The following is a 23,979-nucleotide window of genomic DNA, read 5'->3' on the forward strand; positions in this document are numbered from 1 at the left end:
CTAGTGTTATCGCGTGGGACGCACACCAGATCCGAACCGCAAACCGGAACTGCTCGGCCGCATCATGGAGCACGTGGCGACGGAGCCGCTCTCCCGCATGACCTTCCGCAGTCTGGCCAGCGCCCTCGGGGTGAGCACCTACTCGTTCGTGTACCACTTCGGCTCCCGGCAGGAGATGATCGACGCCATCCTCGAGGAGGGCGTCCGTCAGCAGACCGAGTCGCTCGCCGGCGTCGATGTCACGGCGTTCGACCGCGACCAGTTCCACGACTGGTACAAGGAGGCGTTCCGCCACTCCCTGCGCGAGAACAACCGCACCGGGCTGCGGTTGCAGTTCGAGGCGGGAGCCCTGGAGCCGATCGACCCCGACATCGGCAAGCGCGTGACCACATCCTTCATGCAGTGGCGTGACACGGTCAAAGCGTGGCTCAAGAAGCAGGGCATCGAGACCCGGCGGGCGGGCATCCTCGCCACCTGGCTCGTCGACTCGGCGGCCGGACTCCACTTCGGCTTCTTGATGACCGGCGACCGAAACGGCACCGTGCAGGCGTTCGACGTGTTCCTCGTCGCGTTCCTCCGCGAGGCATTCGACGCCTGATCGGGCGACCGCACCGCCTAACCGGCGAGCGGACGCCTACTGCGCGTCGCGCTCGGCCACCGTCTTCACGCCCTCCAACATCTGCGCCCAGTTCGCCCGGGAGTGCTCCGCGGCATCCCGCGTCGGGTTGTTGTCCTGGTCGAGGGTCACGCGCGTTCCGCCGGGGATCTCATCCAGCTCGAACCGGAGGGTGTGATAGTTCTCCGGCTCGTCGGGCAGGCCGCTCAGCGGGCTGAAGTGCGTCAGCACAATACGCCACGGCTCCTCGCGATCCTCCAGCTCGATCACCCGACCGTGGTCCTCGAACGCCTTGCCCTGCCATTCGCCGCGCCAGACGATCTCCGATCCAAGGCGCCAGTCGGACACCACTTCCGCGCCGAACAGGATCTCCGGACGCGCGCCGTTCGTGGTCAGCACATCCCACACCGCACGCCGTGGTGCGGCCACGTCGATCTCCGCACGCGCCACATAGTTGCCCATCGTCGCCTCCCGGGTCGTGTCGCCCATCCCACACCCGGCGCGCCGCCCGCGCAAGGACGACCTGTCGCGAGGCTCAGCCCCGGGAGTAGACCACGGCCTCCCAGGGGCGGAGCGATCCGCTCGTCGCCTCGGTCGTGGATCCCAGGTTGGAGAGCACCAGTTCGGCCGCAGGCGCATCGCCGCCACCGACCGCCCAGGCGGGAAGCTGCGCGGCATCGAACGTCGCCGGCTCGCTGCTGAGGTTCGCGAGCACCAGCAGCGACCGGTCGCCGAGGCTGCGGGTGTATGCGAAGACCTGGGGATGCTCCGGCAGCACGAGCGCGTAGTCCCCGATCGCGACGACCTCCGACTGATGGCGCAGGTCGATGAGCGCGCGGTAGTGGGCGAACACCGAGTCGGGATCGGCCACCTCGGCTTCGGCGTTGATGTCGGCCGCGTTCGGGTTGACCGTGATCCACGGCGTCCCGGTGGTGAAACCGGCGTGCGGACCGGGCGTCCACTGCATCGGAGTGCGGGCGTTGTCGCGGCTCGTCCGACGCAGCGCCGCCAGCACCTCCTCCGCGGGAGCGCCCAGGATGTCGACGGCCTCCGCGTAGTGATTCAGCGACTCGATGTCGCGGAAGTCCTCGATCGAGGAGAACGGGACGTTCGTCATCCCGAGCTCCTCTCCCTGGTAGACGTACGGCGTGCCGCGCATCAGGTGCAGGACGGTGCCGAGCGCTTTCGCGGACGGGATGCGGTGCTCGCCGTCGTCGCCGAACCGGCTGACGACGCGCGGCTGGTCGTGGTTGTTCCAGTACAGGCTGTTCCAGCCGAGGTCGGCGAGTCCTTCCTGCCATGTGGAGAGGTTGCGCTTGAGGTCGAGCACGCTGAGCGGCCGGTGGTCCCACTTGCCGCCCGGTCCGTGGTCGAGGTCGACGTGCTCGAACTGGAACACCATGTCGAGCTCGCCGTTGCGGGGATCCGTGAAGCGTCGGGCCTGCTCGATGTCGACGCCCGGCATCTCGCCGACCGTGAGATACCGGTCCTCGCGGCCGGCGAACACGCGCTCGTGCATCTCGTGCAGGAACTCGTGGATGCGCGGGCCCTGCGCGAAGTACGGGTACGCGTCGCCGTAGAGGGCGCCCTCCGGGACGACCCCGTCGGGCAGCGAGGTGACCTTGGAGATGAAGTTGATGACGTCCATCCGGAAGCCGTCGACGCCGCGGTCGAGCCACCAGTTCATCATCTCGTAGACCGCGTCGCGGACCTCCGGGTTCTCCCAGTTGAGATCCGGCTGCTTGCGCGAGAACAGGTGCAGGTAGTACTCGCCGGTCTGCGGGTCGAGCTGCCAGGCCGGTCCGGAGAAGAAGGAGCCCCAGTTGTTCGGCTCCGCGCCCTGCTCGCCCGGCTGCTTGCCCGCGCGAGCGGGACGCCACCAGTACCAGTCCCGCTTGGGGTTGTCCGTGGAGGACGCCGACTCGATGAACCACGGATGCTCGTCGGACGTGTGATTGACGACGAGGTCCATGACCAGCTTCATGCCGCGGGCGTGCATCCCCTCCAGCAGTTCGTCGAAGTCGTCGAACGTGCCGAACAGCGGGTCGATCGCGCGGTAGTCGCTGATGTCGTAGCCGTTGTCGTCGTGCGGGGACGCGTAGATCGGCGAGAGCCAGACCACGTCGACGCCGAGTTCGTTCAGGTAGTCGAGGTGCTCGATCACCCCGCGCAGGTCACCGATCCCGTCTCCGTCGCTGTCCGCGAAGCTGCGCGGATAGACCTGATAGACGACCGCCGACTGCCACCACTTGTCGCTCACGCGCCCACCCTACCGGGGCAGCAGGATGCGTCGCCCGGTGCGCGCGGACTCGCGCGCCGCGAGCGCAACCCGCAGTGCCTCGACCGCCGAGGAGACGGGTGCTCGGGTGGTCGGCACGCCCGCGGTCACGCAGTCGAGGAAGTAGCGCGCCTGCGCGGCGAACGCGTCGTCCGCCTCCGGCTCCGCCACATCCACCCCCGTGTCGCCGACGACCTCGAACGTCGTGCGGAACGGCTGGCCCTCCGGGAGGTCGGACACACTGAGCACCTGCGCGACGCCGCCGCCCTCGTACTCGATCGTCGTGGCGACGGGGACGCCGAAGCCCGCACCCGCCGACGGGATGCTGGTCACGGCGACCGCGCGACCCAGGTAGGCGGACGCCTGGTCGATGTCGTGGATGGCGAAGTCGACGAGCATGCCGCCGGACTGGGAGTCGTCCTCCAGCCAGTCGTAGCCGACCGGCGCCGCCGAGATCCGCGACGCGCGCACCACGCGGGCACTGCCGACGGCGCCCGCCGCGACGCGCTCCGCCAGCGCCGCGTATCCGGAAAAGAAGCGGACGACGTGCGCGACCATCAGCGTCCCGCGCGCCCTGCCAGCCGCGGCCTCCACGCGCTCGGCGTCCTCCACGGTGAGCGCGATGGGCTTCTCCAGCAGCACGTGACGGCCCGCCTCGAGCGCCTGGATGGCCAGATCGGCGTGCGATGGCGTGGGAGTGCAGACGGAGACGATGGTGACGGCGGGGTCGTCGAGCGCCTCCTCCAGCCGGGTGGCCCAGCGGGCGTCGGGCGCCTCCGGGAGATCCGGACGGCGGCGCGGCGACACCGCCCAGAGCACCGGGACGTCGTTCGTCGCCCATGCCGCCGCGTGCGCCCGGCCCATCCGGCCGACGCCGACGATGGCGACGGCCTGGGTCATCGGACGACGAGGTCGACGCGCGCGGGGTCGAACACCGAGTCGAGGATGAGCCGCCCTGCCCCGCGGATGCCCGCCTGCTCCTTGGCGACGCTCACCGCGATGTCGAGCTGGTCGGTGATCATCGGCAGGCAGTCCGAGTAGATGGCGGAGCGCACCCCGGCGACGAACGCCTCGGCCTCCCCCAGGATGCCGCCGAGCACCAGGCGCTGCGGGTTGAAGAAGTTCATGATGGTCGCCAGGACGCCGCCGGTGCGGAGGCCCGCCTCCCGGAGCTCCTGTGTTGCGCGTGGATGCGCGTCCCTGGCGAGTGCGAGCACCTCGCGGGTGTCGGAGATCTCGACGCCGGAGGACCGCAGCGCCTGGACGATCGCGGCGCCGCCGGCCACCGCATCCAGGCAGCCGATCCGGCCGCACGAGCAGAGCACCGCTGGGGCGCCGGGGACGGTGACGTGGCTGATGTCGCCCGCCATGCCGTGGTGCCCGTGGTAGACGCCGCCGAAGGCGACGATGCCGCAGCCGATGCTCGATCCCGCCTTCACGAACACGAGCTCGCCGACGTCGCCGCCCAGGGTGTCGTACTCGCCGAGCGCCATCAGGTTGGCGTCGTTGTCCGCCGCGGCAGGGAGGCCGGTGATCGCGGAGAGCTCGGCCGCCACATCCACACCGTTCCAGCCGGGCATACGCGAGGGCGACACCATGCGGCCGGTGGTGGAGTCGACGGGGCCGGGGAGTCCGATGCCGAACCCGCGGAGCGTCTGGCCCGGCTGCGCGTGCGCCTCCGTCAGCTCGGCGCCGACCTCGGCGATCCAGCGGAGCACGGCGGCAGGGCCGGTGGAGATGTCCATGGGCTCGGTCCGGGAGGCGAGCACGCGCCCGCTCAGATCGATGAGCCCGAAGGTGGCGTGGTGAGAGCCGAGGTCTGCGGCGCAGACGACGCCCGTGGACGCATCCACTTCGAGGGCGCGCGGGCGGCGACCGCCGTGGGAGACGCCCGAACCCGCCTCGCGGAGGTAGCCGGCGGCGATGAGGGCGTCGACGCGCTGCGAGACCGTCGAGGGCGAGAGGCCGGTGCTGCGGGCGAGATCCGCCCGCGACCGGGACCGGCCGGAGCGGACGAGCTCCAGGATGCCGCCCGGAGTGCCCGGTCCGGTCAGGACGGGCGTCCCCTCCATCGTGCTCGTCATCGCGGCATCCCCTCTGCGGCGATGGGCCTGCTGCCCGCCGTCTTGCGTCGAGAATACTGTACCGACTTCGTTCGATTTCGGATTAACTAATTTCGATATTGCGATCAACGGTCGATACTTAGTACGCTCATCGAAACCTTCCCGACGACGATGCGAGGACCCCCGATGACAGCAACCGACGCCCGGCCGATGGTGAGCCTGCGCGCGGTCGACAAGCACTTCGGCGACCTCCACGTGCTGCAGAACATCGACCTCGACGTCGCCGAGCGCGAGGTCGTCGTCGTCATCGGGCCGTCCGGGTCCGGCAAGTCGACGCTGTGCCGGTCCATCAACCGCCTGGAGACCATCGACTCCGGCGAGATCCGCGTCGACGGCGAGCTGCTGCCGGAAGAGGGCGCGCCGCTCGCCAAGCTCCGCGCCGAGGTCGGGATGGTGTTCCAGTCGTTCAACCTGTTCGCCCACCGGACGATCCTCGACAACGTCACCCTCGCTCCCCTCAAGGTGCGCAAGCTCGGCAAGGATGCCGCACGCGCCCAGGCGATGGAGCTGCTCGACCGGGTCGGCATCGCCGACAAGGCGGACAGCCACCCGGCCCAGCTCTCCGGCGGCCAGCAGCAGCGCGCGGCCATCGCCCGCGCTCTCGCCATGCAGCCGAAGGTCATGCTCTTCGACGAGCCGACCAGCGCCCTCGACCCCGAGATGGTCGGCGAGGTGCTCGACGTCATGACCTCCCTCGCGAAGGAGGGCATGACGATGATCGTCGTCACCCACGAGATGGGCTTCGCCCGCCGCGCCGCCGACCGCGTCGTCTTCATGGACCGCGGGCAGATCGTCGAGCAGGCCGCCCCAGCACAGTTCTTCGACTCCCCCGCCACCGAGCGGGCGAAGTCGTTCCTGGCCTCCGTGCTCTCGCACTAGCACCCGCACCGCACGAGGCCGCGCACCACCGTTCCACATCACACCGAAGTCCAATCAGAAAGGGATGCATCCCATGACCCGCAGCATCCGCAGGAAGAGCGCCGTCGCCGGCGTCCTGCTCGCGGCCGTGACGCTCGCCGTCACCGCCTGCTCCGGCAACACGGCACTGCCCGGCAGCGACGCGAGCTCGACCGCGTCGGGGGACTCCGTCCTCGCCGGCGCCCCCGTCGCGAAGGCCGACCTCATCCTCTCCGGCTCGACCATGGAGAAGATCAAGAAGCGCGGCAAGCTCATCGTCGCCGAGGCCCTCGACGCCCCGCTGCTCTCGCAGCAGGACCCGACCGACCCGCAGAAGGTCAACGGCTTCGACGCCGAGCTGGCCAAGCTGCTGGCGATCTACATCATCGGCAAGCCGAACGTCGAGATCGTTCCGCCGGCCTCCGAGACCCGTGAGGCGATGCTGCAGAACGACACGGTCGACGTCGTCTTCAACACCTACACGATCACCGAGGAGCGGGCCAAGCAGGTCGACTTCGCCGGCCCCTACTTCGAGTCCGGTCTTGCGGTCGCGGTCAAGAGCGACAACAAGGACATCAAGAGCTACAAGGACCTCGACGGCAAGAACGTGATCGTCGGCGCCAACACGCCGGCCGTCACCGAGGTGCCGAAGATCGCCCCGAAGGCGACGGTCACCGCGTTCGGCACCGACCCGGCCGCCGTCCAGGCGCTCATCCAGGGCCGCGGCGACGCCTACGTGCAGGACTACACGCTGCTCGCGAGCGACGCCGCCAGCGAGAAGCAGATCAAGGTCGTCGGGCAGCCCTTCACCAAGGAGCCGTACGGCATCGGCCTGAAGCACGGTGACGACGACTTCAAGAAGTTCGTCAACGAGTGGCTGAAGACCATCCAGAAGGACGGCCAGTGGGGCAAGGCGTGGAAGACCACGCTCGGCACCGTGACCGACTCGGACATCCCGACGCCGCCGGAGATCGGGTCGGTCCCCGGCTCCTGATCCGACCGCACCAGACCGGCCGGATGCGCGCGAGAGGCACCCACACAGGCCCGCGCGCATCCGGCCCCCCACTCCCCGACCGCCACTCCCCCGACCACTCGACGAGAGAACGATGAACCCCCTGATCGACAACCTCGGGCCGCTGGCCCAGGCACTCGGCACCACGCTGCTGATGGCCGTGGTGGCCGGCGTCGGCTCCATCGTGCTCGGCGTGCTGGTCACGATCGCCCGCGTCAGCCCCATCCCGGTGCTGCGCGCGGCTGCGTTCCTGTACGTCCAGTTCTTCATCAACGTCCCGCTGCTGGCCCTGCTGCTGCTCGCGGTATTCGCACTGCCGGATGCGGGCATCCTGCTCCCGCTGACTCCGACCGCGATCATCGTGCTCACCGTCTACGAGGCGGCGTACGTCGCGGAGGCGGTGCGATCGGGTGTCAACACCGTCCCCGTCGGCCAGGTCGAGGCCTCCCGTGCGCTCGGCCTCACCCTGTGGCAGTCGCTGCGCTACGTCGTCGTCCCGCAGGCGCTGCGCGCCGTCGTGCAGCCCATCGGCAACGTCATGATCGCGCTCGCGATGAACACGGCCCTCGCCGCGGCCGTCGGCGTCGTCGAGCTCACGGCCGAGGTCAACAAGGTCAACCTCGTCGCCGCGCAGCCCATCCTGATCTTCTCCAGCGCCGGACTCATCTACATGGCCATCGCCCTCGCCATCGGCCTCGCCGCCGGCTGGGTCGAGCGGAAGGTGGCGATCGCCCGATGACCGCACAGCTCATCCCGGACCGGCCGGTTCCCGCCCGCGCCCGGCGCCCGAAGCGTCAGTACGGCGCCTCGTTCATCTACGACGTTCCCGGTCCGCGCGGCCGTCGCAACATCCTCATCGGGTCGATCGTCAGCGTCGTCGTCTTCGCTGCGATCGTCGGCCTGGGGCTCTGGCAGTTCGCCGCCCACGGCCAGCTCGCACCGGAGCGCTGGGCGCCGTTCACCGAGTGGGCCATCTGGCAGTACCTGCTGGTCGGTCTGCTCGGGACGCTGGAGGCGGCGGCGATCGTCGCGGTGCTCGGCGCTGCGCTCGGAACCGTGCTGGCGCTCGGCCGGGTCAGCCAGGTGCGCTGGGTCCGCTTCGTCTGCGGGCTCTACATCGAGATCGCCCGTACCGTCCCGGTACTTCTGGTCATCTACCTGATGCTGTTCGGCCTCCCGCAGATCGGCATCAACCTTCCGACACTCTGGAAGCTGGTCGTGCCGCTCACCATCGCGAACGCCGCGGTGTTCGCGGAGATCATCCGAGCCGGCATCCTCAGCCTGCCGCGCGGACAGCGCGAGGCGGCCCTCAGCCTCGGGATGCGTCCGGTCCAGGCGATGACGTACGTGGTGCTCCCCCAGGCGGTGCGCAACGTCACGCCGTCGCTCGTGACCCAGTTCGTCAGCCTCCTCAAGGACACCTCGCTCGGCTACATCGTCGCATTCACCGAACTGCTGTACCGCGGGCAGGTGCTCGCCTCGTACCTGCACCTGCTCATCCCCACCTACGTCGCGGTGACGGTGATCTACCTCGTCGTCAACGGCAGCCTCTCGGCCTTCGCGTCGCGGCTGCAGCGCGGCTCGCGCCGGCGCACCTCACCGCAGCCGGTCCTCCCGACGCTCCCCGCCGTCGTCGCCGTCGAGCACGTCGACGACGGCACCGATTCCACGAAAGCCGACCATGTCTGACGCCCCCACCGTCTCCGTCCGCACCGCCGACTCCACCACCGGACTCGCCGAGCTGGCCGTCGTGCGGCGTTCCGGGCTCATCGAAAGCCGGCACTTCGGGAGCCTCGTGGCGCTCGACCCCGCGGGCGAGCCGCTGATCGAGCTCGGCGACCCGGATGCCGTGGTGCTGCCGCGCAGCACCGTGAAGCCGCTGCAGGCCCTCGGCTGCCTGACCGCTGGAGCGCCACTGGCCGGTCCGGAGCTCGCCATCGCTGCGGGCAGCCACACGGGCGAGGACGAGCACGTCCGGCTGGTGCGCGAGCTGCTGACCCGCGCGGGCGTCGACGACGCTGCGCTCGGCTGCCCGGTCGACCGGCCCGAGGACGAGGCGACGTTCGAGCGGATGCTGCGCGACGGCGAGGGACGCTCGCGCGTGCGGATGAACTGCTCCGGCAAGCACGCCGCGATGCTCCTCGCCGCGGCGACCAACGGGTGGCCGACCGACGGCTACCTCGACCCGGAGCACCCGCTGCAGCAGCACATCCGCGCCACCATGGCGGAGCTGACCGGCGTGCCGGTCGGGCACGATGCGATCGACGGCTGCGGCGCACCGCTCTTCGGCACGAGCGTCCGCGGGATCGCGCGCGCCTTCGGCCGGCTGGTGCAGGCGGAGCCGGGCACGCCCGAGCGCGCCGTTGCCGACGCGATGCGCGAGCACCCTTATTACGTCGGCGGCACGGGCCACCAGAACACGACGCTCATGGAGACGGTCCCCGGAGCGCTCGCCAAGGGCGGCGCCGAGGGCGTGATCGGAGTCGCGGCAGCGGACGGCACGGCCGTCGCCATGAAGATCGTGGATGGCAGCCCCCGGGCGACGACCCTCATCGCACTCCGAGTGCTCGAGGCGCTCGGGACCCCGATCGCGGATGCGCGCTCTCTCACCGACCTCCCCGTGCTCGGCGGCGGCATCCCGGTCGGTGCGATCGAGCTCGGCGCGGACCTGACGGCCGCGCTGGAGCGCCTCGCGTGACGGTCGTCGAGATCTGCCTCGACGACCTCGCCGGCGTCCGGGTGGCCGAGGAGGCCGGCGCCGACCGGATCGAGCTGTGCGCGGCGCTGGGCGAGGGCGGCATCACGCCGTCCATCGGCACGGTCGCAGGAGCGCTGCGCGCGGCGACGCGGATCGGCATCCAGGTGCTCATCCGCCAGCGGCCGGGCGACTTCGTGTACGACGACGATGAGCTGCAGGCGATGGTGGACGACATCCACTCGATCCGTGCGCTCCCCAACCCCTCGGGCGTCGTCCTGGGCTTCGTCGTCGGGGCACTGCGCGCCGACGGCCGGGTGAACGTGGATGCGACCCGCCGCCTGGTGGCCGCGTGCGGCGATGCGCCCGTGACCTTCCACAAGGCGTTCGACCAGATCGCCGATCGTGCGGGGGCGCTGCAGCAGCTCGCCGACCTCGGCGTGACACGTGTGCTGACCTCGGCCGGTGCCGCGACGGCGCTGGAGGGTGCGGATGAGCTCACGCGACTGGTGGAGCTCGCCGGTGACCGGGTGACGATCCTCGCGGGCGGCGGCGTCCGTCCGGCCAACGTCGCAGAGGTCGTGCGGCGGACCGGCGTCGCGGAGGTCCATCTGCGGGCGCCGCGGGCGGTCGCGACTCCTGGCGCGGGCGCCCCGACGGCGTACGACTCGGGCGAACGCGACGTCATCTCGGCCGAGGTGGTCCGCGCCGTCGTCGCCGCCGTCCGCGACACGGCGAGCGAGCAGTCCGCATGAGCGGCCTCCCGGTCGTCCTGGCCGTCGACCTCGGCGGCACGGCGATGAAAGGCGCCGTCGTCCGCGAGGACGGCGCGACCGTGACGGAGACGACGCTCGCGACCCCGACGGACGGCATCCTCACCGCGCTCGTCGGCCTGCTCGGCGAGCTGCGCCGCACGGCGGCCGATGACGGTCACGACGTCGTCGGCGCGGGAGTCGCCACTCCGGGGATGCTCGACGAACAGCGCGGTCTGGTGCACTACGCGTCCAACCTCGGCTGGCGCGACGTGCCCCTCCTCGACATCCTCCGCTCCGAGCTGCACCTGCCGGTGGCGGTCGGTCACGACGTGCGTGCGGCTGGGTTGGCGGAGCGCAACAGCGGGGCCGCGCGTGGCTTCGGCGACTTCGCCCTCGTGCCGATCGGCACCGGGGTCGCGGCCGCTCTCGTCTCGTCCGGCGGCGCTGTGACCGGCGCGACCGGCGCCGCCGGCGAGTTCGGCCATATCCCCGTCATCCCGAACGGCGAACCGTGCACCTGTGGCCAGCGCGGCTGCCTCGAGGTGTACATGTCCGGCGCGGGCGTGGCCCGGCGGTACCGGGCGGCGGGCGGAGACGCCCTCAGCACCCGGCGCATCGTCGAGCGGCTCGGGCTCGACCCGCTCGCCGACCGCATCTGGTCGGAGGCGCTCGACGTGCTCGCCCAGGGCCTCAACATCCTGACCCTGCTGCTCGATCCCGGACTGATCGTGCTCGGCGGCGGTGTCTCGCACGCCGGCGATGCCCTGTTCGAGCCGCTCGGAGAACGGATGTCGGCTGGGCTGGCATGGCGCGAACGGCCGTCGGTCGTTCAGAGCGCCCTCGGCGGCGACGCCGGTCGGGCTGGGGCTGCCCTGCTGGCTTTCGACGCGGCTCGCTGAGCGTTCCGCGCTGAGCCGCGCCCAGCTCCGCCTGCCGACCTTCGCCGCGCCGCCCACGGCTCCTCCGACGCGGTGAGAGGATGTGCCGGTGGGCACGCGGCAGATCGGCGCCATCCTGGCGGACGGGACGACCGCGCTCGTCGCCACCGCCGCTGCCGCCGCCGCGTGCGCGACCGTGTGGTGGCTCGGGTCCCTGCTGGCGGGCGGCGCGACCGCGGGCGTGACGAGTGCCGCGGTGCTGGCGACGGTCGTGGCGCTCAGCCTCGGTCGGCGAACCTTCGCATCCCGGACTGAGTTCGCACGCTCAGCCGTCGTGCTGCCGTTCATCGGACTCGTGGCGGGAGGCGTCGGATGGCTGCTCGTCGTCGCTCCTCCCGTGGGCGCGGCGCTCTTCGTCACCGGGATGAGCGTGCCGATCTGGCTCCGGCGGTTCGGTCCCCGCCTCTCCCGGCTGGGGGCCCTGGTCGCCCTGCCGTTCACCGCGATGCTGATCGCGCCGGTGTCGCCCGTCTCCGGCCAGCCGGGATGGATCACGACGCTGCTCGTCCTGCTCGCCGGTGTGATCGCAACCGTGTGGGTGGCCGTCGCCCGCGAGATCCTGCGCCTGCTGCCGGGGCGGCGGCAGGAGGCCGCACCCGCCGACCCTCCTCCGTTCGCGGCCCGCGGCGCTGCGGCCGGATCGGGCCGCGCGCGTCTGCCCGCGAGCACCCGGATGGCGATCCAGCTGGCCGTCGCACTCACCGCCGCCTTCCTCCTCGGCTGGCTGCTCTTCCCCGAGCATGCGATGTGGGTTGTGCTGACCGCCTTCCTGGTGTGCTCGGGCAACCGGGGGCGCGGGGACGTCGTGCACAAGAGCGCCCTCCGCGTGGTGGGGGCCCTCGCCGGAACGATCGCTGCCGTCGCGTTGACCGCTGCCGCCCCGCACGCCTCCGGTTTCGGCGGCGTCGTCATCATCTTCGTCGCGCTCTTCGTCGGCACCTGGCTGCGCGCGTACAGCTACGCCTTCTGGGCACTCACCGTGACGCTCGTCCTGACGCTTCTTCAGCAGCTGACCGGGACGGCGTCGCTCACCGGCGAGACCGGGATGCTGGCCGAGCGGATGCTGGCGATCGTCCTCGGCGCCGCACTGGGCATCGCCGCCAGCTGGTTCGTGCTGCCCGTCCGCAGCATCGACGTCCTGCGGCGCCGGCTGTCGGAGCTGCTGACGACGGTCGGGGCGGCGATCGCGGTGCCGTCAGAGGACGAGGAGGAGCGGACCCGCGCGGTCGCCGCCGTGCGGGCGTCCGCGGCGCGCGTCGAGCAACTGGCCCCTGCGCATCGCGCGCGTCGGTTGCTCCGACGCCCGGGCCGGGGCGTCGGCCCGGCGGGCACCTCCCCCGCCGTGCTGCCGATCGACTGCATCGACGCCGCCGCCGAGCTGCCGGGCGCCCTGGACGAGCACCTCTCCCGACGCGGACCTGAGGACGCCGACCACGTGCTCAGGGCGGTCAAGCGCGCCCGCGCGAGCCTCGCATCCCCTCCGGAGCTCGCCCGCGTCCGCGCGGCCCTCGTCGCCCTCGCCGCCGCGCTGCGCGCATCCCCCGCCCCCTGACCCTCTGTGGGTCGCAACACGCCGTTATCCGCTCCGCATAACGGCGTGTTGCGTCCCCTGGACACGAATTGAGTTGTGCACAACTTGATTGCGTGCAACTATAAGCTCATGCCGGTGACCGATGAGATGGTGTGCTTCTCGCTCTACGCCGCCACGCGTGCCACCACGCAGGCGTACCGTACGCTCCTCGAGCCCTGGGGGCTCACCTACCCGCAGTACCTCGTCCTCATCACCCTCTGGGTCGAGGGCGAGCAGACCGTCGGGTCGCTGGGCGAACACCTGCAGCTCGACTCGGGGACGCTGTCCCCCCTGCTGCGGCGGATGGAACAGTCCGGTCTCGTCCAGCGCGAACGCCGCGCGGGCGACGAGCGCGTCGTGACGGTGACGCTCGGCGAACGCGGCCGCGAGCTGCGCTCGGAGCTCGCCCACATCCCCGCCCGGATCGCGGCAGGCACCGGCCTGCCCGACCAGCAGGCGGCGGGCGCCCTCATCGACACCCTCCACCGGCTCACGGAGACCATGCACGCTGCAGCGCAGCCGCAGGCCCCCGCGCACAACAGAACACCCTCCGAAAGGAACTGATGAACGTCCTCTACACCGCAGAAGCCCTGTCGACCGGCGCCGGCCGCGACGGCCGTGTCGCCACCAGCGACGGCTCGTTCGCCCTCGACCTCGCCGTCCCCAAGGAGATGGGCGGATCGGGAGCCGGCACCAACCCCGAGCAGCTGTTCGCCGCCGGATACGCGGCCTGCTTCCACTCGGCGCTGCAGGCGGTCGCCCGCAGCCAGAAGGTGAAGCTCGACGGCTCGTCGGTCGGAGGCCGTGTGGAGATCGGCCCGAACGGCGACGGCGGCCACCAGCTCGCCGTGCTGCTCGAGGTCGTCCTGCCCGGGATCGAGGCCGAGCAGGCCCAGGCCCTCGCGGACGCGGCGCACCACGTGTGCCCCTACTCCAACGCCACCCGCGGCAACATCGACGTCACCATCACGGTTTCGGAGGACTGAGCCATGACAGACGCCACCACGATGCGCGCCCTGGTCCACCACGAGTTCGGCGACCCCGCCGAAGTGCTCGCGGTCGAAGAGCGTCCCCTCCCCCAGCCGGGCGCCGGCGAGGTCCGCGTGCGGATGCTGCTCTCGCCCATCCACAACCACGACCTGTGGACGGTGCGCGGCACCTACGGCTACAAGCCCGAGCTTCCCGCGCAGGCCGGCACCGAGGCACTCGGCGTCGTGGATGCCGTCGGCGAGGGCGTCGAGCAGCTCACGGTCGGCCAGCGGGTCGTCACAGGCGGCACGTTCGGCGTGTGGGCCGAGTACTTCGTCACCCGGGCCGCGGGCCTCATCCCCGTGCCCGACGGGCTCCCCGACGAGTCGGCCGCTCAGCTGGTGTCGATGCCGTTCAGCGCGATCAGCCTGCTCGATTCGCTCGGACTGAGCGAGGGCGACTGGCTCATCCAGAACGCCGCGAACGGCGCCGTCGGCCGGATGGTCGCCCAGCTCGGCGCCGCACGCGGGCTCAACGTCGTCGGTCTCGTCCGCCGGTCCGCCGGTGTGGAGGAGCTGCGCGCCCAGGGCATCGAGCGCGTCGTCGCGACCGACGACGCGGGCTGGCGCGACCGGCTCGCCGAGATCACCGGGGGCGCACCGATCACCGCGGGCGTCGACTCCGTCGGCGGCTCGTCGGCAGGGGATGTGCTCTCCACGCTCGCCGAGAACGGCACCCTCGTCGTGTTCGGCGCGATGGCGTCGCCCACGCTCGAGCTCGCCTCCGGCGACATCATCTTCAAGCAGGCCACGGTCAAGGGCTTCTGGGGCAGCGTCGTCAGCCGCGAGATGCCGGCCGACCAGCGCGGGCGGCTCTTCCAGGAGCTGTTCGCCCGGCTCCAGGACGGCACGCTGACCCTCCCGGTCGCAGGCGTCCACGGGCTGGACGACATCGCCGGAGCCGTCGCCGCGAGCGGCGAGGCGGGACGCGTCGGCAAGGTGCTGCTCCGCCCCTGACGATGGCCGCGACGACGGCCGCGACCGCGTGCGGGGTGGGCACCGCCCGATAGCCTGGGCACATGCTCACCCCGCCGGTCACCGCCAAGAAGCCCGTCGAACGCATCCACCACGGCGACGTCTACGTCGACGATTACGAGTGGCTGCGCGAGAAGGACGACCAGGCGGTCATTACGCACCTCCACGAGGAGAACGCGTACACCAACGCCCGCACCGAGCACCTCGCGCTGCTCCGCGAGCAGATCTTCGACGAGATCAAGGCGCGCACCCGCGAGACCGACCTGAGCGTGCCGGTTCGCGAGGGCGACTGGTGGTATTACACCCGCACGGTCGAGGGCAAGCAGTACGGCATCCACTGCCGGGCTCCCATCGCCTCCGCCGACGACTGGGTTCCCCCGACGCTCGATGAGGCGGCCCAGCGCAACGGCCTGCCGGGCGAGCAGATCCTGCTCGACGACAACGCCGAGGCCGAAGGACACGACTTCTACGCGCTCGGCAGCTTCGACGTGAGCGTCGACGGCACGCGCCTGCTGTGGGCCGTCGACACCGAGGGCGACGAGCGATACACGCTCCGCGTCCGCTCGCTCGTCGACGACGGCGTGACCTTCCCGGATGAGATCGAGGGGACCGCGGGCGGCGCGCTGTTCGACCAGACCGGCGCCTACATCTTCTACACGACGGTGGATGAGTCCTGGCGCCCCGACACCGTCTGGCGGCACCGGGTGGGCGATGCTCCTGCCGTCCCTGACACCCAGGTGTTCCACGAACCGGACGAGCGCTACTGGATCGGCGTCGGCCTGACCCGCAGCCGGCGCTTCCTGGTCATCGAGGCCGGCTCGAACATCACCAGCGAGGCGTGGCTGCTCCGCTCCGACGACCCCACCGGCGAGTTCCGCGTGGTCTGGCCGCGGAAGGAGGGCGTCGAGTACGACGTCGAACACGCCATCGTCGGCGGCCACGACCGCCTCCTCATCGTCCACAACGACGGCGCCATCAACTTCGAGCTCGTCAGCGTCTCGGCCGACGACCCCCAGGGGCCCCGCCGGGTGCTCCTCGCGCACGATCCGGCCGTGCGCATCGAGGGCGTCGATGCGTTCCGCGACTTCGTCAGCGTCGAGTACCGCCGCGAGGGGATGACGCGGGTCGCAGTGGCGTGCGTGCCCGATCCGAACAGTGAGCAGCCGGCGGACGACACCCCGCACGAGCTGCACTTCGACGAGGAGCTCTTCACCGTCGGGGTCGGCGGCAACCCGGAATGGACGCAGCCGTTCCTGCGCCTCGGCTACGGCAGCTTCGTGACGCCCTCGACCGTGTACGACTACGACGTCCGCACCCGCGAGCTCGCCCTGCGCAAGCAGCAGCCGGTGCTCGGGGCGTTCGACGCCTCCCTGTTCGAGCAGCGCCGGGAGTGGGCGACGGCACCGGACGGCGCACGCGTCCCGATCTCGCTCGTCTACCGCCGCGACCTGGTCACGCCCGGCGAGCCGGCCCCGCTCGTGCTCTACGGCTACGGCTCGTACGAGGCGAGCATGGACCCGTCGTTCAGTATCCCGCGCCTCAGCCTGCTCGACCGCGGCGTCGTGTTCGCCATCGCGCATGTCCGCGGCGGCGGCGAACTGGGCCGGCTCTGGTACGAGAACGGCAAGAAGCTCCACAAGAAGAACACCTTCACCGACTTCGTGGCCGCCGCCCGCCACCTCGTCGACCGTGGATGGACGGATCCGTCGCGCATGGCGGCGCAGGGCGGAAGCGCCGGCGGCCTGCTCATGGGAGCCGTGGCGAACCTGGCGCCCCGCGACTTCGCCGGGATCCTCGCCGAGGTGCCGTTCGTCGATCCGCTCACCAGCATCCTCGACCCGTCCCTGCCCCTCACCGTCATCGAGTGGGACGAGTGGGGCGACCCTCTGCACGATCCGGAGGTCTACGACTACATGAAGTCGTACTCGCCGCTCGAGAACGTGCACGCGACGCACTACCCGCGCATCCTCGCCATCACGAGCCTCAACGACACCCGGGTGCTCTACGTCGAGCCCGCGAAGTGGGTGGCGAAGCTGCGCGAGGTGGATGCGGACCCGCTGCTCAAGATCGAGATGGCCGCCGGCCACGGCGGGGTCTCCGGGCGGTACGCCGCCTGGCGCGAGCGGGCGTTCGCGCTGGCGTGGCTTCTCGACGTCGTCGGGGCGCATCCATCGGGCGAGTGACCGTGAAGACCGACCTGAAGAAGGAGCTGGGGCTCTATGCTCCCCGGCGCGGGCGCTTTGAGGTCGTCACCGTTCCGCCGCTGCGCTACCTGATGGTGGACGGTCAGGGTGACCCGAACACCTCGGACGAGTATCGCGATGCGGTTCAGACGATCTTCCCGCTCGCCTACGCGCTGAAGTTCCTCAGCAAGCGCAGTCTCGACCGCGACTACACGGTCATGCCGTTGGAGGCGCTGTGGTGGGCGGACGACATGGCGGCGTTCACGAGCGCCCGCGACAAGTCTCAGTGGCGCTGGACCGTGCTCAACCTCGTCCCCGACTGGATCAGCGACGCGCACGTCGAGGAGGCGACGGCGACCGTGCGAAGCAAGGGCGGCGCCCCGCGCCTGGACGAGCTGCGCGTCGAGACGCTCGACGAAGGGCTGAGTGTGCAGACCCTCCACGTCGGCTCCTACGACGACGAGGCGCCCGTGCTGGCGGAGCTGCACGACGTGTACATCCCGGATGCGGGGCTCACCATGACCGGCCGCCACCATGAGATCTACCTGAGCGATGCCCGCAGGACGGCGCCGGAGAAGCTGCGGACGATCCTGCGCCAGCCGGTCAGCCGAGTCGACTAGGACGCAGCGGGCTCAGCCCAGGTCGTCCGGGTCCTTGCCCGTTCGCTCCCCCGACTCGAGCGTTGCGATCGCGGCCAGATCCTCCGCATCCAGTTCGAACGCGAAGACGTCGATGTTCGACCGGATGCGCTCCGGCGATGTCGACTTGGGGATGACCACGTTTCCGAGCTGCAGCTGCCACCGGATCACCACCTGCGCCGGCGTCACTCCGTGCTTCGCGGCGAGCGCGTCGAGGACGGGGTCGCCGAGCACTCGGCCGCGCGCCAGCGGGGACCACGCCTCCGTCACGATCCCGTGGGACGCGTCATATGCGCGCACCTCGGCCTGCGGGAGCCAGGGATGCAGCTCCACCTGGTTCACCGCGGGCACCGTGCCGGTCTCGCGCGCCAGCCGGTCGAGGTGATGGATGTGGAAGTTCGCCACTCCGATCGACCGCGCGCGACCCTCCTCCCGCACCCGCTCCAGGGCCCGCCAGGTCTCCACGTACCGGTCGCTGCGCGGCGCGGGCCAGTGAATGAGGAACAGGTCGATCGTGTCGAAGCCGAGCCGCTCGAGGCTGGCGTCGAACGACCGCAGCGTCGAGTCGTAACCGTTCTCGGTCCACCACACCTTGCTCGTGACGAACACGTCCGACCGGTCTATCCCACCGCGCCGCACGCCCTCGCCGACCCCGCGCTCGTTCTCGTAGAACGCCGCCGTGTCGATGTGGCGATAGCCCGCCTCCAGCGCCGTCACCACCGCCTCCGCCGTCTCGGCCTCCGGGATCTTGTACACGCCGAAGCCCAGCTGGGGGATCGTGTTGCCGTCGTTGAGAGTCAGCTGCGGGATGCTCGCCATGGGTTCATTCTGCCGTGCCCCCGGCGTACAGGTGGGGCATCGGAAGGAGACGAACAACATGGCATTGACCAACAAGACGATCGCATTCCTGGTGGGTCCCGAGGGCATCGAGCAGGCCGAGCTCGTGCAGCCCTGGCAGGCGGTGACCGAGGCGGGCGGCACGCCCAAGCTCGTGTCGAAGGACGAAGGCGAGGTGCAGGCGTTCAACCACCTGACGCCGGCCGACACCTTCCCTGTGGATGTGACCCTCGGCTCTGCGAGCGCCGACCAGTTCGACGCCCTCGTGCTGCCGGGCGGTGTCGCCAACGGCGACCAGGTGCGCACGTTCCCCGAGGCCGTGTCGCTGGTGAAGGACTTCGCCGCGGCCGGCAAGCCCATTGCCGTCATCTGCCACGGAGGCTGGGTGCTGATCGAGGCGGGCGTCGTGGGCGGCCGGACACTGACCAGCTGGCCGAGCCTGCAGACGGACTACCGCAACGCAGGGGCGACCTGGGTCGACGAGGAGGTCGTGGTCGACGACGGCCCGTTCACCCTCGTCTCGTCGCGCAAGCCCGACGACCTGGACGCCTTCGACCGCGAGCTCGTGAAGGCCTTCGAGTAGAGCCGCGTGAGCGTTCCCTGGCAATGGCCTCCGAGCCGGTTGCGGTCGGCCGGAGTGCGCGGGAACGTAGTCGACTCCTGGACCATCGATAGGAAGGAGAGCACATGCTCACCCTCACCGAGAACGCCAGCACCATCGTCAAGACGCTGACCGACCAGTCCCCGGACGACTCCGCGGGTCTGCGGATCAGCAGCAGCAACCCCGACAACACCGCGTTCGCCGCGGCGGTCACCCCGGAGCCGGACCCTTCGGACCAGGTGGTCGAGTCGGGCGGCGCCCGCATCTTCCTCGAGACGCAGGCGGCCGAGGTCCTCGACGACAAGGTGCTCGATGCACAGGTCGACGACCAGGGAGCCGTCAGCTTCGCGATCGGCGTCACCGCGTAACGCGACGCGACGCGACGAAGGCCCGGAGCCGCTCGGCTCCGGGCCTTCGTGCGTCTCAGGCCTGCCTGCTCGCGTCGGCTTCGGGCTCGGGCTCGGGCTCGGCGGACGGTTCCGGAAGGGCGTCGGCGACGATGGGATGCGGCGCCGTCCGGTCGTCGGGGAGGCCCCACAGCGCCTCGCCCTTGCCCGCATCTAGCAGGAACTCGACCGCCAGCGTCCAGAGCGGCACGATCTTCATCGGCGGGATGTCCTCCTCGCCCGGGAAGTGCGCCGCGAAATGGACCTCGGGCTCACCCCGGAGCGGCTCCGCCGCGGCCACCAGACCGTAGTAGTTCTCGTCGTCAACAACGCGCCAGCGCCCGGTCTGCCCGTGCTCGGGCTCCAGCTTCACCGTGTACCCGCCGTAAGAGAAGTCGGGTCCGGGAGGCAGGGAGGCGCGCTCGTCTTTCGTCATGTCCCCGTTGTACGGCGCTCCGACCCGCTCGGCAACTCGTTCACTTGCCTAGCAAAAAGGTGTAGGGCTACACCGCCCCTCCCGGCTGTCAACTCCTCGATTCACTCGTGCATCCGGCATGAAGTGGGTCGGGACGAGAGGAGAGCCATGTTGGCGATGACGTACCGCGGCCCGTACAAGGTCCGCGTGGAGGAGAAGGACCGACCCACAATCGAGCACCCGGGAGACGCCATCGTCCGGGTCACGCTGGCCGCGATCTGCGGATCCGACCTGCACCTCTACCACGGCATGATGCCGGACACCCGGATCGGCCACACGTTCGGCCACGAGTTCATCGGGGTGGTAGACGAAGTCGGGCCGGACGTCCAGACGCTGAAGGTCGGCGACCGGGTGATGGTGCCGTTCAACATCTTCTGCGGCACCTGCTACTTCTGCCGGCGGGGGCTCTACTCCAACTGCCACAACGTGAACCCGAACGCCACCGCTGTCGGGGGAATCTACGGCTACTCGCACACGACCGGCGGCTACGACGGCGGCCAGGCCGAGTACGTCCGGGTCCCTCTCGCCGATGTCGGGCCGACGATCATCCCGGACTGGATGTCGGACGAGGACGCCGTCACGCTCACGGACGCCCTTCCCACCGGCTACTTCGGCGCCCAGCTCGGTGACATCGTCGAGGGCGACACGGTCGTCGTGTTCGGTGCCGGCCCGGTGGGCCTGTACGCCGCGAAGTCGTCGTGGCTGATGGGCGCCGGCCGGGTCATCGTGGTCGACCACCTCGACTACCGGCTGGCCAAGGCGCGCGAGTTCGCGCACGCCGAGACGTACAACTTCGTCGAGCTGGGGGATGTGGTGCTCACGCTCAAGCGGGCGACCGACGGCCTCGGCGCGGACGTCGTCATCGACGCGGTGGGTGCGGAGGCCGACGGCGCTGCGCTACAGCACATCACCGCCTCGAAGCTGAAGCTGCAGGGCGGTTCCCCGATCGCGCTGAACTGGGCGATCGACTCTGTGCGCAAAGGCGGCACGATCTCCGTGATGGGGGCGTACGGCCCGCTGTTCAGCGCGGTGAAGTTCGGCGACGCCATGAACAAGGGCCTCACCATCCACACCAACCAGTGCCCGGTGAAACGTCAGTGGCCCCGCCTGTTCGAGCATGTCCGGAACGGATACCTCACGCCGTCGGACATCGTCACCCACCGCATCCCCCTGGAGCACATCGCAGAGGGGTACCACCTGTTCTCGTCGAAGCTCGACGGGATCATCAAGCCGCTCGTCGTGCCGAGCGCCGCGTAACCACGGATCGAGGGAGGACAGCAGATGCCGTACGTCGCCACAGATCACACGAAGAAGTACGACCCGGAGGAGCTCCGCAGGCGCATCCCCGGCTGGGGAGTCGACAGCGACCCGGCCGACCGGCCGTCGCACCCGCGGGAGCGTCTCGACCTGGAGCCGCCCGGTGCGCACTGGGAGATCCCGGAGCAGCAACAGCCCGTACAGGGGCGAGAGCGCTCGATCGAGCACACCCGGATGACGCCGGTGTTCGGAACGGCTCAACCGCTCCACGGCGTCTCGGGCGCGATCCGCCGCTTCGCCTACGACCGCTACAGCGAGGGGCAGACCGCGCACTGGCTGCTGCTGGTGCTGGGCGACCGGGTGGAGTCGGTGGGCGCACATGTGAAGTCGCTCGCGTCCCGCCGGCCCGACGACCCGATCACGGAGTCGGGCGTCCTGGGCGAAGCAGGCCACCATCCCGTGTCGTCGCGGTTCGGGGTTCGCCGCGCGGACGTGAAGCACACGTGGCTCGACCCGATCATCGTGGTGGGGCCGTGGGTCCTCGCCGGAGTGTTCGCCGTCCGTACGGTGGTGAAGATCGCCCGACGCTAGGTGCACCAGACCGCTGAACTGTTCGGTCTAGCCGCACGCCGCGGCACCGGTGTCAACGAGAGTGACCCGGTGCCGCGGTGGTTGTTCACTGGTGTCCGGCGTGCGGACCGCCCCAACCCCGCTAGGCGGTCCGCGCGCCACCCTTACGGGGCGGCGACCTCTTCGGGCACGCCTGCCTCATCCTGCTGGTCGACCTCGGCCCCCGCGTCGTCGCCGCGGAACTGCGTCATGTACAGGTCGTAGTACGCCCCGCGCCGCTCGAGAAGCGTTGCGTGGTCGCCCTGCTCGACGATCCGGCCGTGCTCCATCACGAGGATGGTGTGCGCGTCGCGGATGGTGGACAGGCGGTGCGCGATGACGAACGACGTCCGGTCGGTGCGCAGCGCCGCCATCGCGTGCTGGACGAGCAGCTCTGTACGGGTGTCGACCGAGGAGGTGGCCTCGTCGAGGATCAGCAGCGACGGGTTCGCGATGAACGCCCGGGCGATGGTGATGAGCTGGCGCTCACCGGCCGAGACGTTGCCGCCCTCCGCGTCGATCACCGTGTCGTAGCCGTCGGGCAGCTGCCGGACGAAGCGGTCGACCATGGTGGCCTTCGCCGCCTCGATCACCTCGTCGTCGGTCGCCTCGAGGCGCCCATACCGGATGTTCTCGCGGATGGTCCCCGAGAACAGCCATGCGTCCTGCAGCACCATTCCGACCTGGCCGCGGAGTTCATCCCGCGACAGGTGCGTTGTGTCGATGCCGTCGAGGCGGATGGTGCCGCCGTTCAACTCGTAGAACCGCATGATCAGGTTGACGAGCGTGGTCTTGCCCGCTCCCGTCGGACCGACGATCGCGACCGTGCTGCCCGGCTGGACGCTGAGCGAGAGGTCTTGGATCAGCGGCGTCTCGGGGTCGTACGAGAAGTCCACCTTGTCGAGCTCCACCCGGCCGTCCGCACGCTCCGGGAGGTGCTGCGTCGGCGTCTCGGGCATCTGCTCCTCCGAGTCGAGGAACTCGAACGTCCGCTCGGCCGAGGCGACACCCGACTGCAGCATGTTGGCCATGCCGGCAATCTGCCCGATCGGCTGCGAGAACTCGCGGGAGTACTGGATGAACGCGGTGGCGTCTCCGATGGTCAGCGTGCGCCCGGCGACCATCAGGCCGCCGACGACCGCGATGAGCACGTACGAGAGGTACGAGACGAAGTTCATCGCCGGCATGATGCTGCCCGAGACGAACTGCGCGCCGACCTGCGCCCGGTGCAGCTTCGAGTTGCGCTCGTCGAACTCGCCGAGCATGACCTCGTCGCGGCCGAAGGCGCGCACCAGGTCGAGACCGGAGTAGGACTCCTCGATGTGGCCGTTGAGCGAACCGGTCGAAGCCCACTGCGCGGTGAAGAGCTTCTGCGAGCGCGAGCCGATCACCCCGGCGATCACGCCGGAGAGCGGGATGGAGATCAGCGCGATCAGCGCGAGCTGCCACGACACGATGAACATCATGATCCCGATGCCGATGACCATCAGCACGGACTGGATCAGCTGCGAGAACGCCTGCTGCAGAGCCGTCTGGATGTTGTCGACGTCGTTGGTCACGCGGGACATGAGGTCTCCGCGCTGGCGGGTGTCGAAGTAGCTCAGCGGGAGGCGGTTGAGCTTCGACTCCACATCCTTGCGCAGCCCATAGACCACGCGCATGACGAGGGCGTTGAGCAGGTAGCCCTGCCACCACTGCAGCAGCGACGCGACCAGGTACATCGTGAGAACGATGAGCAGGAGGCGCCCGAGCTCCGTGAAGTCGATGCCCTGCTTCGTGACGTAGATGCCGTTGAAGATGACGTTGGTCGCGTCACCGAGGATCTTCGGCGCGATGACGACGAGTACGACCGACACGACCGTGAGGAGGGTGACCCAGGCCATCCCGAGCCACTCGGGCTTGAGGAGTCCCATGAGCCGCTTGAACGACGGCCAGAAGTTCTCCGCCTTCTTCGCCGGTGCTCCGCCGAACATGTCGCCGTCGGCTTCGGTGGGCGTGAAGTCGTATTCCTCCTCGAGCTCGTCGAGGACGATGTCCTTCGCGGTCGGGTTCTGCCCCTCCTCGGGGCGTCCGCCGCGCTTCTTGCGTTCTGTGGTCCGTGCCATC

Annotated in this window: 25 protein-coding genes; 18 read left to right on the plus strand and 7 right to left on the minus strand. The window is 70.2% G+C overall.

What is annotated here, in order from left to right:
* The first annotated feature begins 13 nt into the window (after positions 1-13).
* Positions 14-598, plus strand: coding sequence for a TetR/AcrR family transcriptional regulator (locus BLR91_RS16300; RefSeq protein WP_020075922.1), 585 nt, complete (start codon positions 14-16; stop codon positions 596-598).
* A gap of 36 nt (positions 599-634) precedes the next feature.
* Here the strand turns inward: BLR91_RS16300 and BLR91_RS16305 are convergent, their stop codons facing one another.
* Genes BLR91_RS16305 through BLR91_RS16320 form a run of 4 tightly spaced genes read right to left on the minus strand, consistent with a single transcriptional unit; the run spans position 635 to position 4,978 of the window.
* Positions 635-1,105 carry an SRPBCC family protein gene (locus BLR91_RS16305; RefSeq protein ID WP_089880069.1) on the minus strand — a complete coding sequence of 157 codons (471 nt, stop codon included), beginning with the start codon at positions 1,103-1,105 and terminating at the stop codon, positions 635-637.
* Between the two features lie 46 nt (positions 1,106-1,151).
* Positions 1,152-2,876 (minus strand): glycoside hydrolase family 13 protein, encoded by a 1,725-nt coding sequence (locus BLR91_RS16310; RefSeq protein ID WP_089880066.1) that lies wholly within the window; start codon positions 2,874-2,876, stop codon positions 1,152-1,154.
* Between the two features lie 9 nt (positions 2,877-2,885).
* Positions 2,886-3,794, minus strand: a complete 909-nt coding sequence (locus BLR91_RS16315) for a Gfo/Idh/MocA family protein (protein ID WP_089880061.1) — start codon at positions 3,792-3,794, stop codon at positions 2,886-2,888.
* Positions 3,791-4,978, minus strand: coding sequence for an ROK family transcriptional regulator (locus BLR91_RS16320; protein ID WP_089880058.1), 1,188 nt, complete (start codon positions 4,976-4,978; stop codon positions 3,791-3,793). Before BLR91_RS16320 ends, BLR91_RS16315 begins: the two co-directional genes overlap by 4 nt.
* Positions 4,979-5,143: 165 nt before the next feature.
* On the opposite strand from BLR91_RS16320, the gene BLR91_RS16325 reads away from it, so the two are divergent.
* The 13 genes from BLR91_RS16325 to BLR91_RS16385 all read left to right on the plus strand — a co-directional run bounded on the left by BLR91_RS16325 (position 5,144) and on the right by BLR91_RS16385 (position 17,690).
* On the plus strand, positions 5,144-5,896 hold the full coding sequence (locus BLR91_RS16325) for an amino acid ABC transporter ATP-binding protein (RefSeq protein WP_018189378.1): 753 nt from the start codon (positions 5,144-5,146) through the stop codon (positions 5,894-5,896).
* Between the two features lie 73 nt (positions 5,897-5,969).
* Positions 5,970-6,908 (plus strand): glutamate ABC transporter substrate-binding protein, encoded by a 939-nt coding sequence (locus BLR91_RS16330; RefSeq protein ID WP_018189377.1) that lies wholly within the window; start codon positions 5,970-5,972, stop codon positions 6,906-6,908.
* 112 nt (positions 6,909-7,020) lie between these two features.
* Positions 7,021-7,665 (plus strand): amino acid ABC transporter permease, encoded by a 645-nt coding sequence (locus tag BLR91_RS16335; RefSeq protein ID WP_018189376.1) that lies wholly within the window; start codon positions 7,021-7,023, stop codon positions 7,663-7,665.
* On the plus strand, positions 7,662-8,615 hold the full coding sequence (locus BLR91_RS16340; RefSeq protein WP_089880056.1) for an amino acid ABC transporter permease: 954 nt from the start codon (positions 7,662-7,664) through the stop codon (positions 8,613-8,615). The genes BLR91_RS16335 and BLR91_RS16340 overlap by 4 nt, the downstream gene beginning before the upstream one ends.
* On the plus strand, positions 8,608-9,624 hold the full coding sequence (locus BLR91_RS16345; protein WP_089880054.1) for an asparaginase: 1,017 nt from the start codon (positions 8,608-8,610) through the stop codon (positions 9,622-9,624). The genes BLR91_RS16340 and BLR91_RS16345 overlap by 8 nt, the downstream gene beginning before the upstream one ends.
* On the plus strand, positions 9,621-10,376 hold the full coding sequence (locus tag BLR91_RS16350; RefSeq protein ID WP_089880051.1) for a copper homeostasis protein CutC: 756 nt from the start codon (positions 9,621-9,623) through the stop codon (positions 10,374-10,376). The genes BLR91_RS16345 and BLR91_RS16350 overlap by 4 nt, the downstream gene beginning before the upstream one ends.
* Positions 10,373-11,275, plus strand: coding sequence for an ROK family protein (locus tag BLR91_RS16355; RefSeq protein WP_089880048.1), 903 nt, complete (start codon positions 10,373-10,375; stop codon positions 11,273-11,275). The genes BLR91_RS16350 and BLR91_RS16355 overlap by 4 nt, the downstream gene beginning before the upstream one ends.
* Positions 11,276-11,363: 88 nt before the next feature.
* On the plus strand, positions 11,364-12,866 hold the full coding sequence (locus BLR91_RS16360) for an FUSC family protein (protein ID WP_089880044.1): 1,503 nt from the start codon (positions 11,364-11,366) through the stop codon (positions 12,864-12,866).
* A gap of 108 nt (positions 12,867-12,974) precedes the next feature.
* Complete coding sequence (locus tag BLR91_RS16365; RefSeq protein ID WP_172823224.1) at positions 12,975-13,448, plus strand: MarR family winged helix-turn-helix transcriptional regulator; 474 nt, start codon at positions 12,975-12,977, stop codon at positions 13,446-13,448.
* Positions 13,448-13,870, plus strand: coding sequence for an organic hydroperoxide resistance protein (locus BLR91_RS16370; protein ID WP_089880041.1), 423 nt, complete (start codon positions 13,448-13,450; stop codon positions 13,868-13,870). Before BLR91_RS16365 ends, BLR91_RS16370 begins: the two co-directional genes overlap by 1 nt.
* Positions 13,871-13,891: 21 nt before the next feature.
* Entirely contained in the window at positions 13,892-14,869 is a 978-nt protein-coding gene (locus BLR91_RS16375; RefSeq protein WP_172823283.1) for a zinc-binding dehydrogenase, read from the plus strand.
* A gap of 62 nt (positions 14,870-14,931) precedes the next feature.
* Positions 14,932-17,070 (plus strand): S9 family peptidase, encoded by a 2,139-nt coding sequence (locus BLR91_RS16380; protein ID WP_089880033.1) that lies wholly within the window; start codon positions 14,932-14,934, stop codon positions 17,068-17,070.
* Positions 17,067-17,690 (plus strand): GyrI-like domain-containing protein, encoded by a 624-nt coding sequence (locus BLR91_RS16385; RefSeq protein WP_089880029.1) that lies wholly within the window; start codon positions 17,067-17,069, stop codon positions 17,688-17,690. The genes BLR91_RS16380 and BLR91_RS16385 overlap by 4 nt, the downstream gene beginning before the upstream one ends.
* A gap of 12 nt (positions 17,691-17,702) precedes the next feature.
* Here the strand turns inward: BLR91_RS16385 and BLR91_RS16390 are convergent, their stop codons facing one another.
* Entirely contained in the window at positions 17,703-18,527 is an 825-nt protein-coding gene (locus tag BLR91_RS16390) for an aldo/keto reductase (protein ID WP_089880026.1), read from the minus strand.
* 58 nt (positions 18,528-18,585) lie between these two features.
* Between BLR91_RS16390 and BLR91_RS16395 the strand changes: the two genes are divergently transcribed.
* Positions 18,586-19,128: a type 1 glutamine amidotransferase domain-containing protein gene (locus BLR91_RS16395; protein WP_018189364.1), complete on the plus strand. Its 543-nt coding sequence runs from the start codon at positions 18,586-18,588 to the stop codon at positions 19,126-19,128.
* A 104-nt stretch (positions 19,129-19,232) separates the two neighbouring features.
* A complete protein-coding gene (locus tag BLR91_RS16400) occupies positions 19,233-19,514 on the plus strand; it encodes a hypothetical protein (RefSeq protein WP_018189363.1) in 282 nt (93 codons plus the stop codon).
* A gap of 55 nt (positions 19,515-19,569) precedes the next feature.
* Here the strand turns inward: BLR91_RS16400 and BLR91_RS16405 are convergent, their stop codons facing one another.
* A complete protein-coding gene (locus BLR91_RS16405; protein ID WP_089880022.1) occupies positions 19,570-19,968 on the minus strand; it encodes a hypothetical protein in 399 nt (132 codons plus the stop codon).
* Positions 19,969-20,115: 147 nt separating this feature from the next.
* Between BLR91_RS16405 and BLR91_RS16410 the strand changes: the two genes are divergently transcribed.
* Positions 20,116-21,264 (plus strand): zinc-dependent alcohol dehydrogenase, encoded by a 1,149-nt coding sequence (locus BLR91_RS16410; RefSeq protein ID WP_089880017.1) that lies wholly within the window; start codon positions 20,116-20,118, stop codon positions 21,262-21,264.
* 24 nt (positions 21,265-21,288) lie between these two features.
* On the plus strand, positions 21,289-21,855 hold the full coding sequence (locus tag BLR91_RS16415) for a hypothetical protein (protein ID WP_089880013.1): 567 nt from the start codon (positions 21,289-21,291) through the stop codon (positions 21,853-21,855).
* 143 nt (positions 21,856-21,998) lie between these two features.
* Here the strand turns inward: BLR91_RS16415 and BLR91_RS16420 are convergent, their stop codons facing one another.
* Positions 21,999-23,978, minus strand: a complete 1,980-nt coding sequence (locus tag BLR91_RS16420) for an ABC transporter ATP-binding protein (RefSeq protein WP_089880011.1) — start codon at positions 23,976-23,978, stop codon at positions 21,999-22,001.
* Position 23,979 lies beyond the last annotated feature (1 nt).

Source organism: Leifsonia sp. 466MF (assembly GCF_900100265.1).
In the GTDB taxonomy this organism is placed as follows: Bacteria; Actinomycetota; Actinomycetes; order Actinomycetales; family Microbacteriaceae; genus Leifsonia.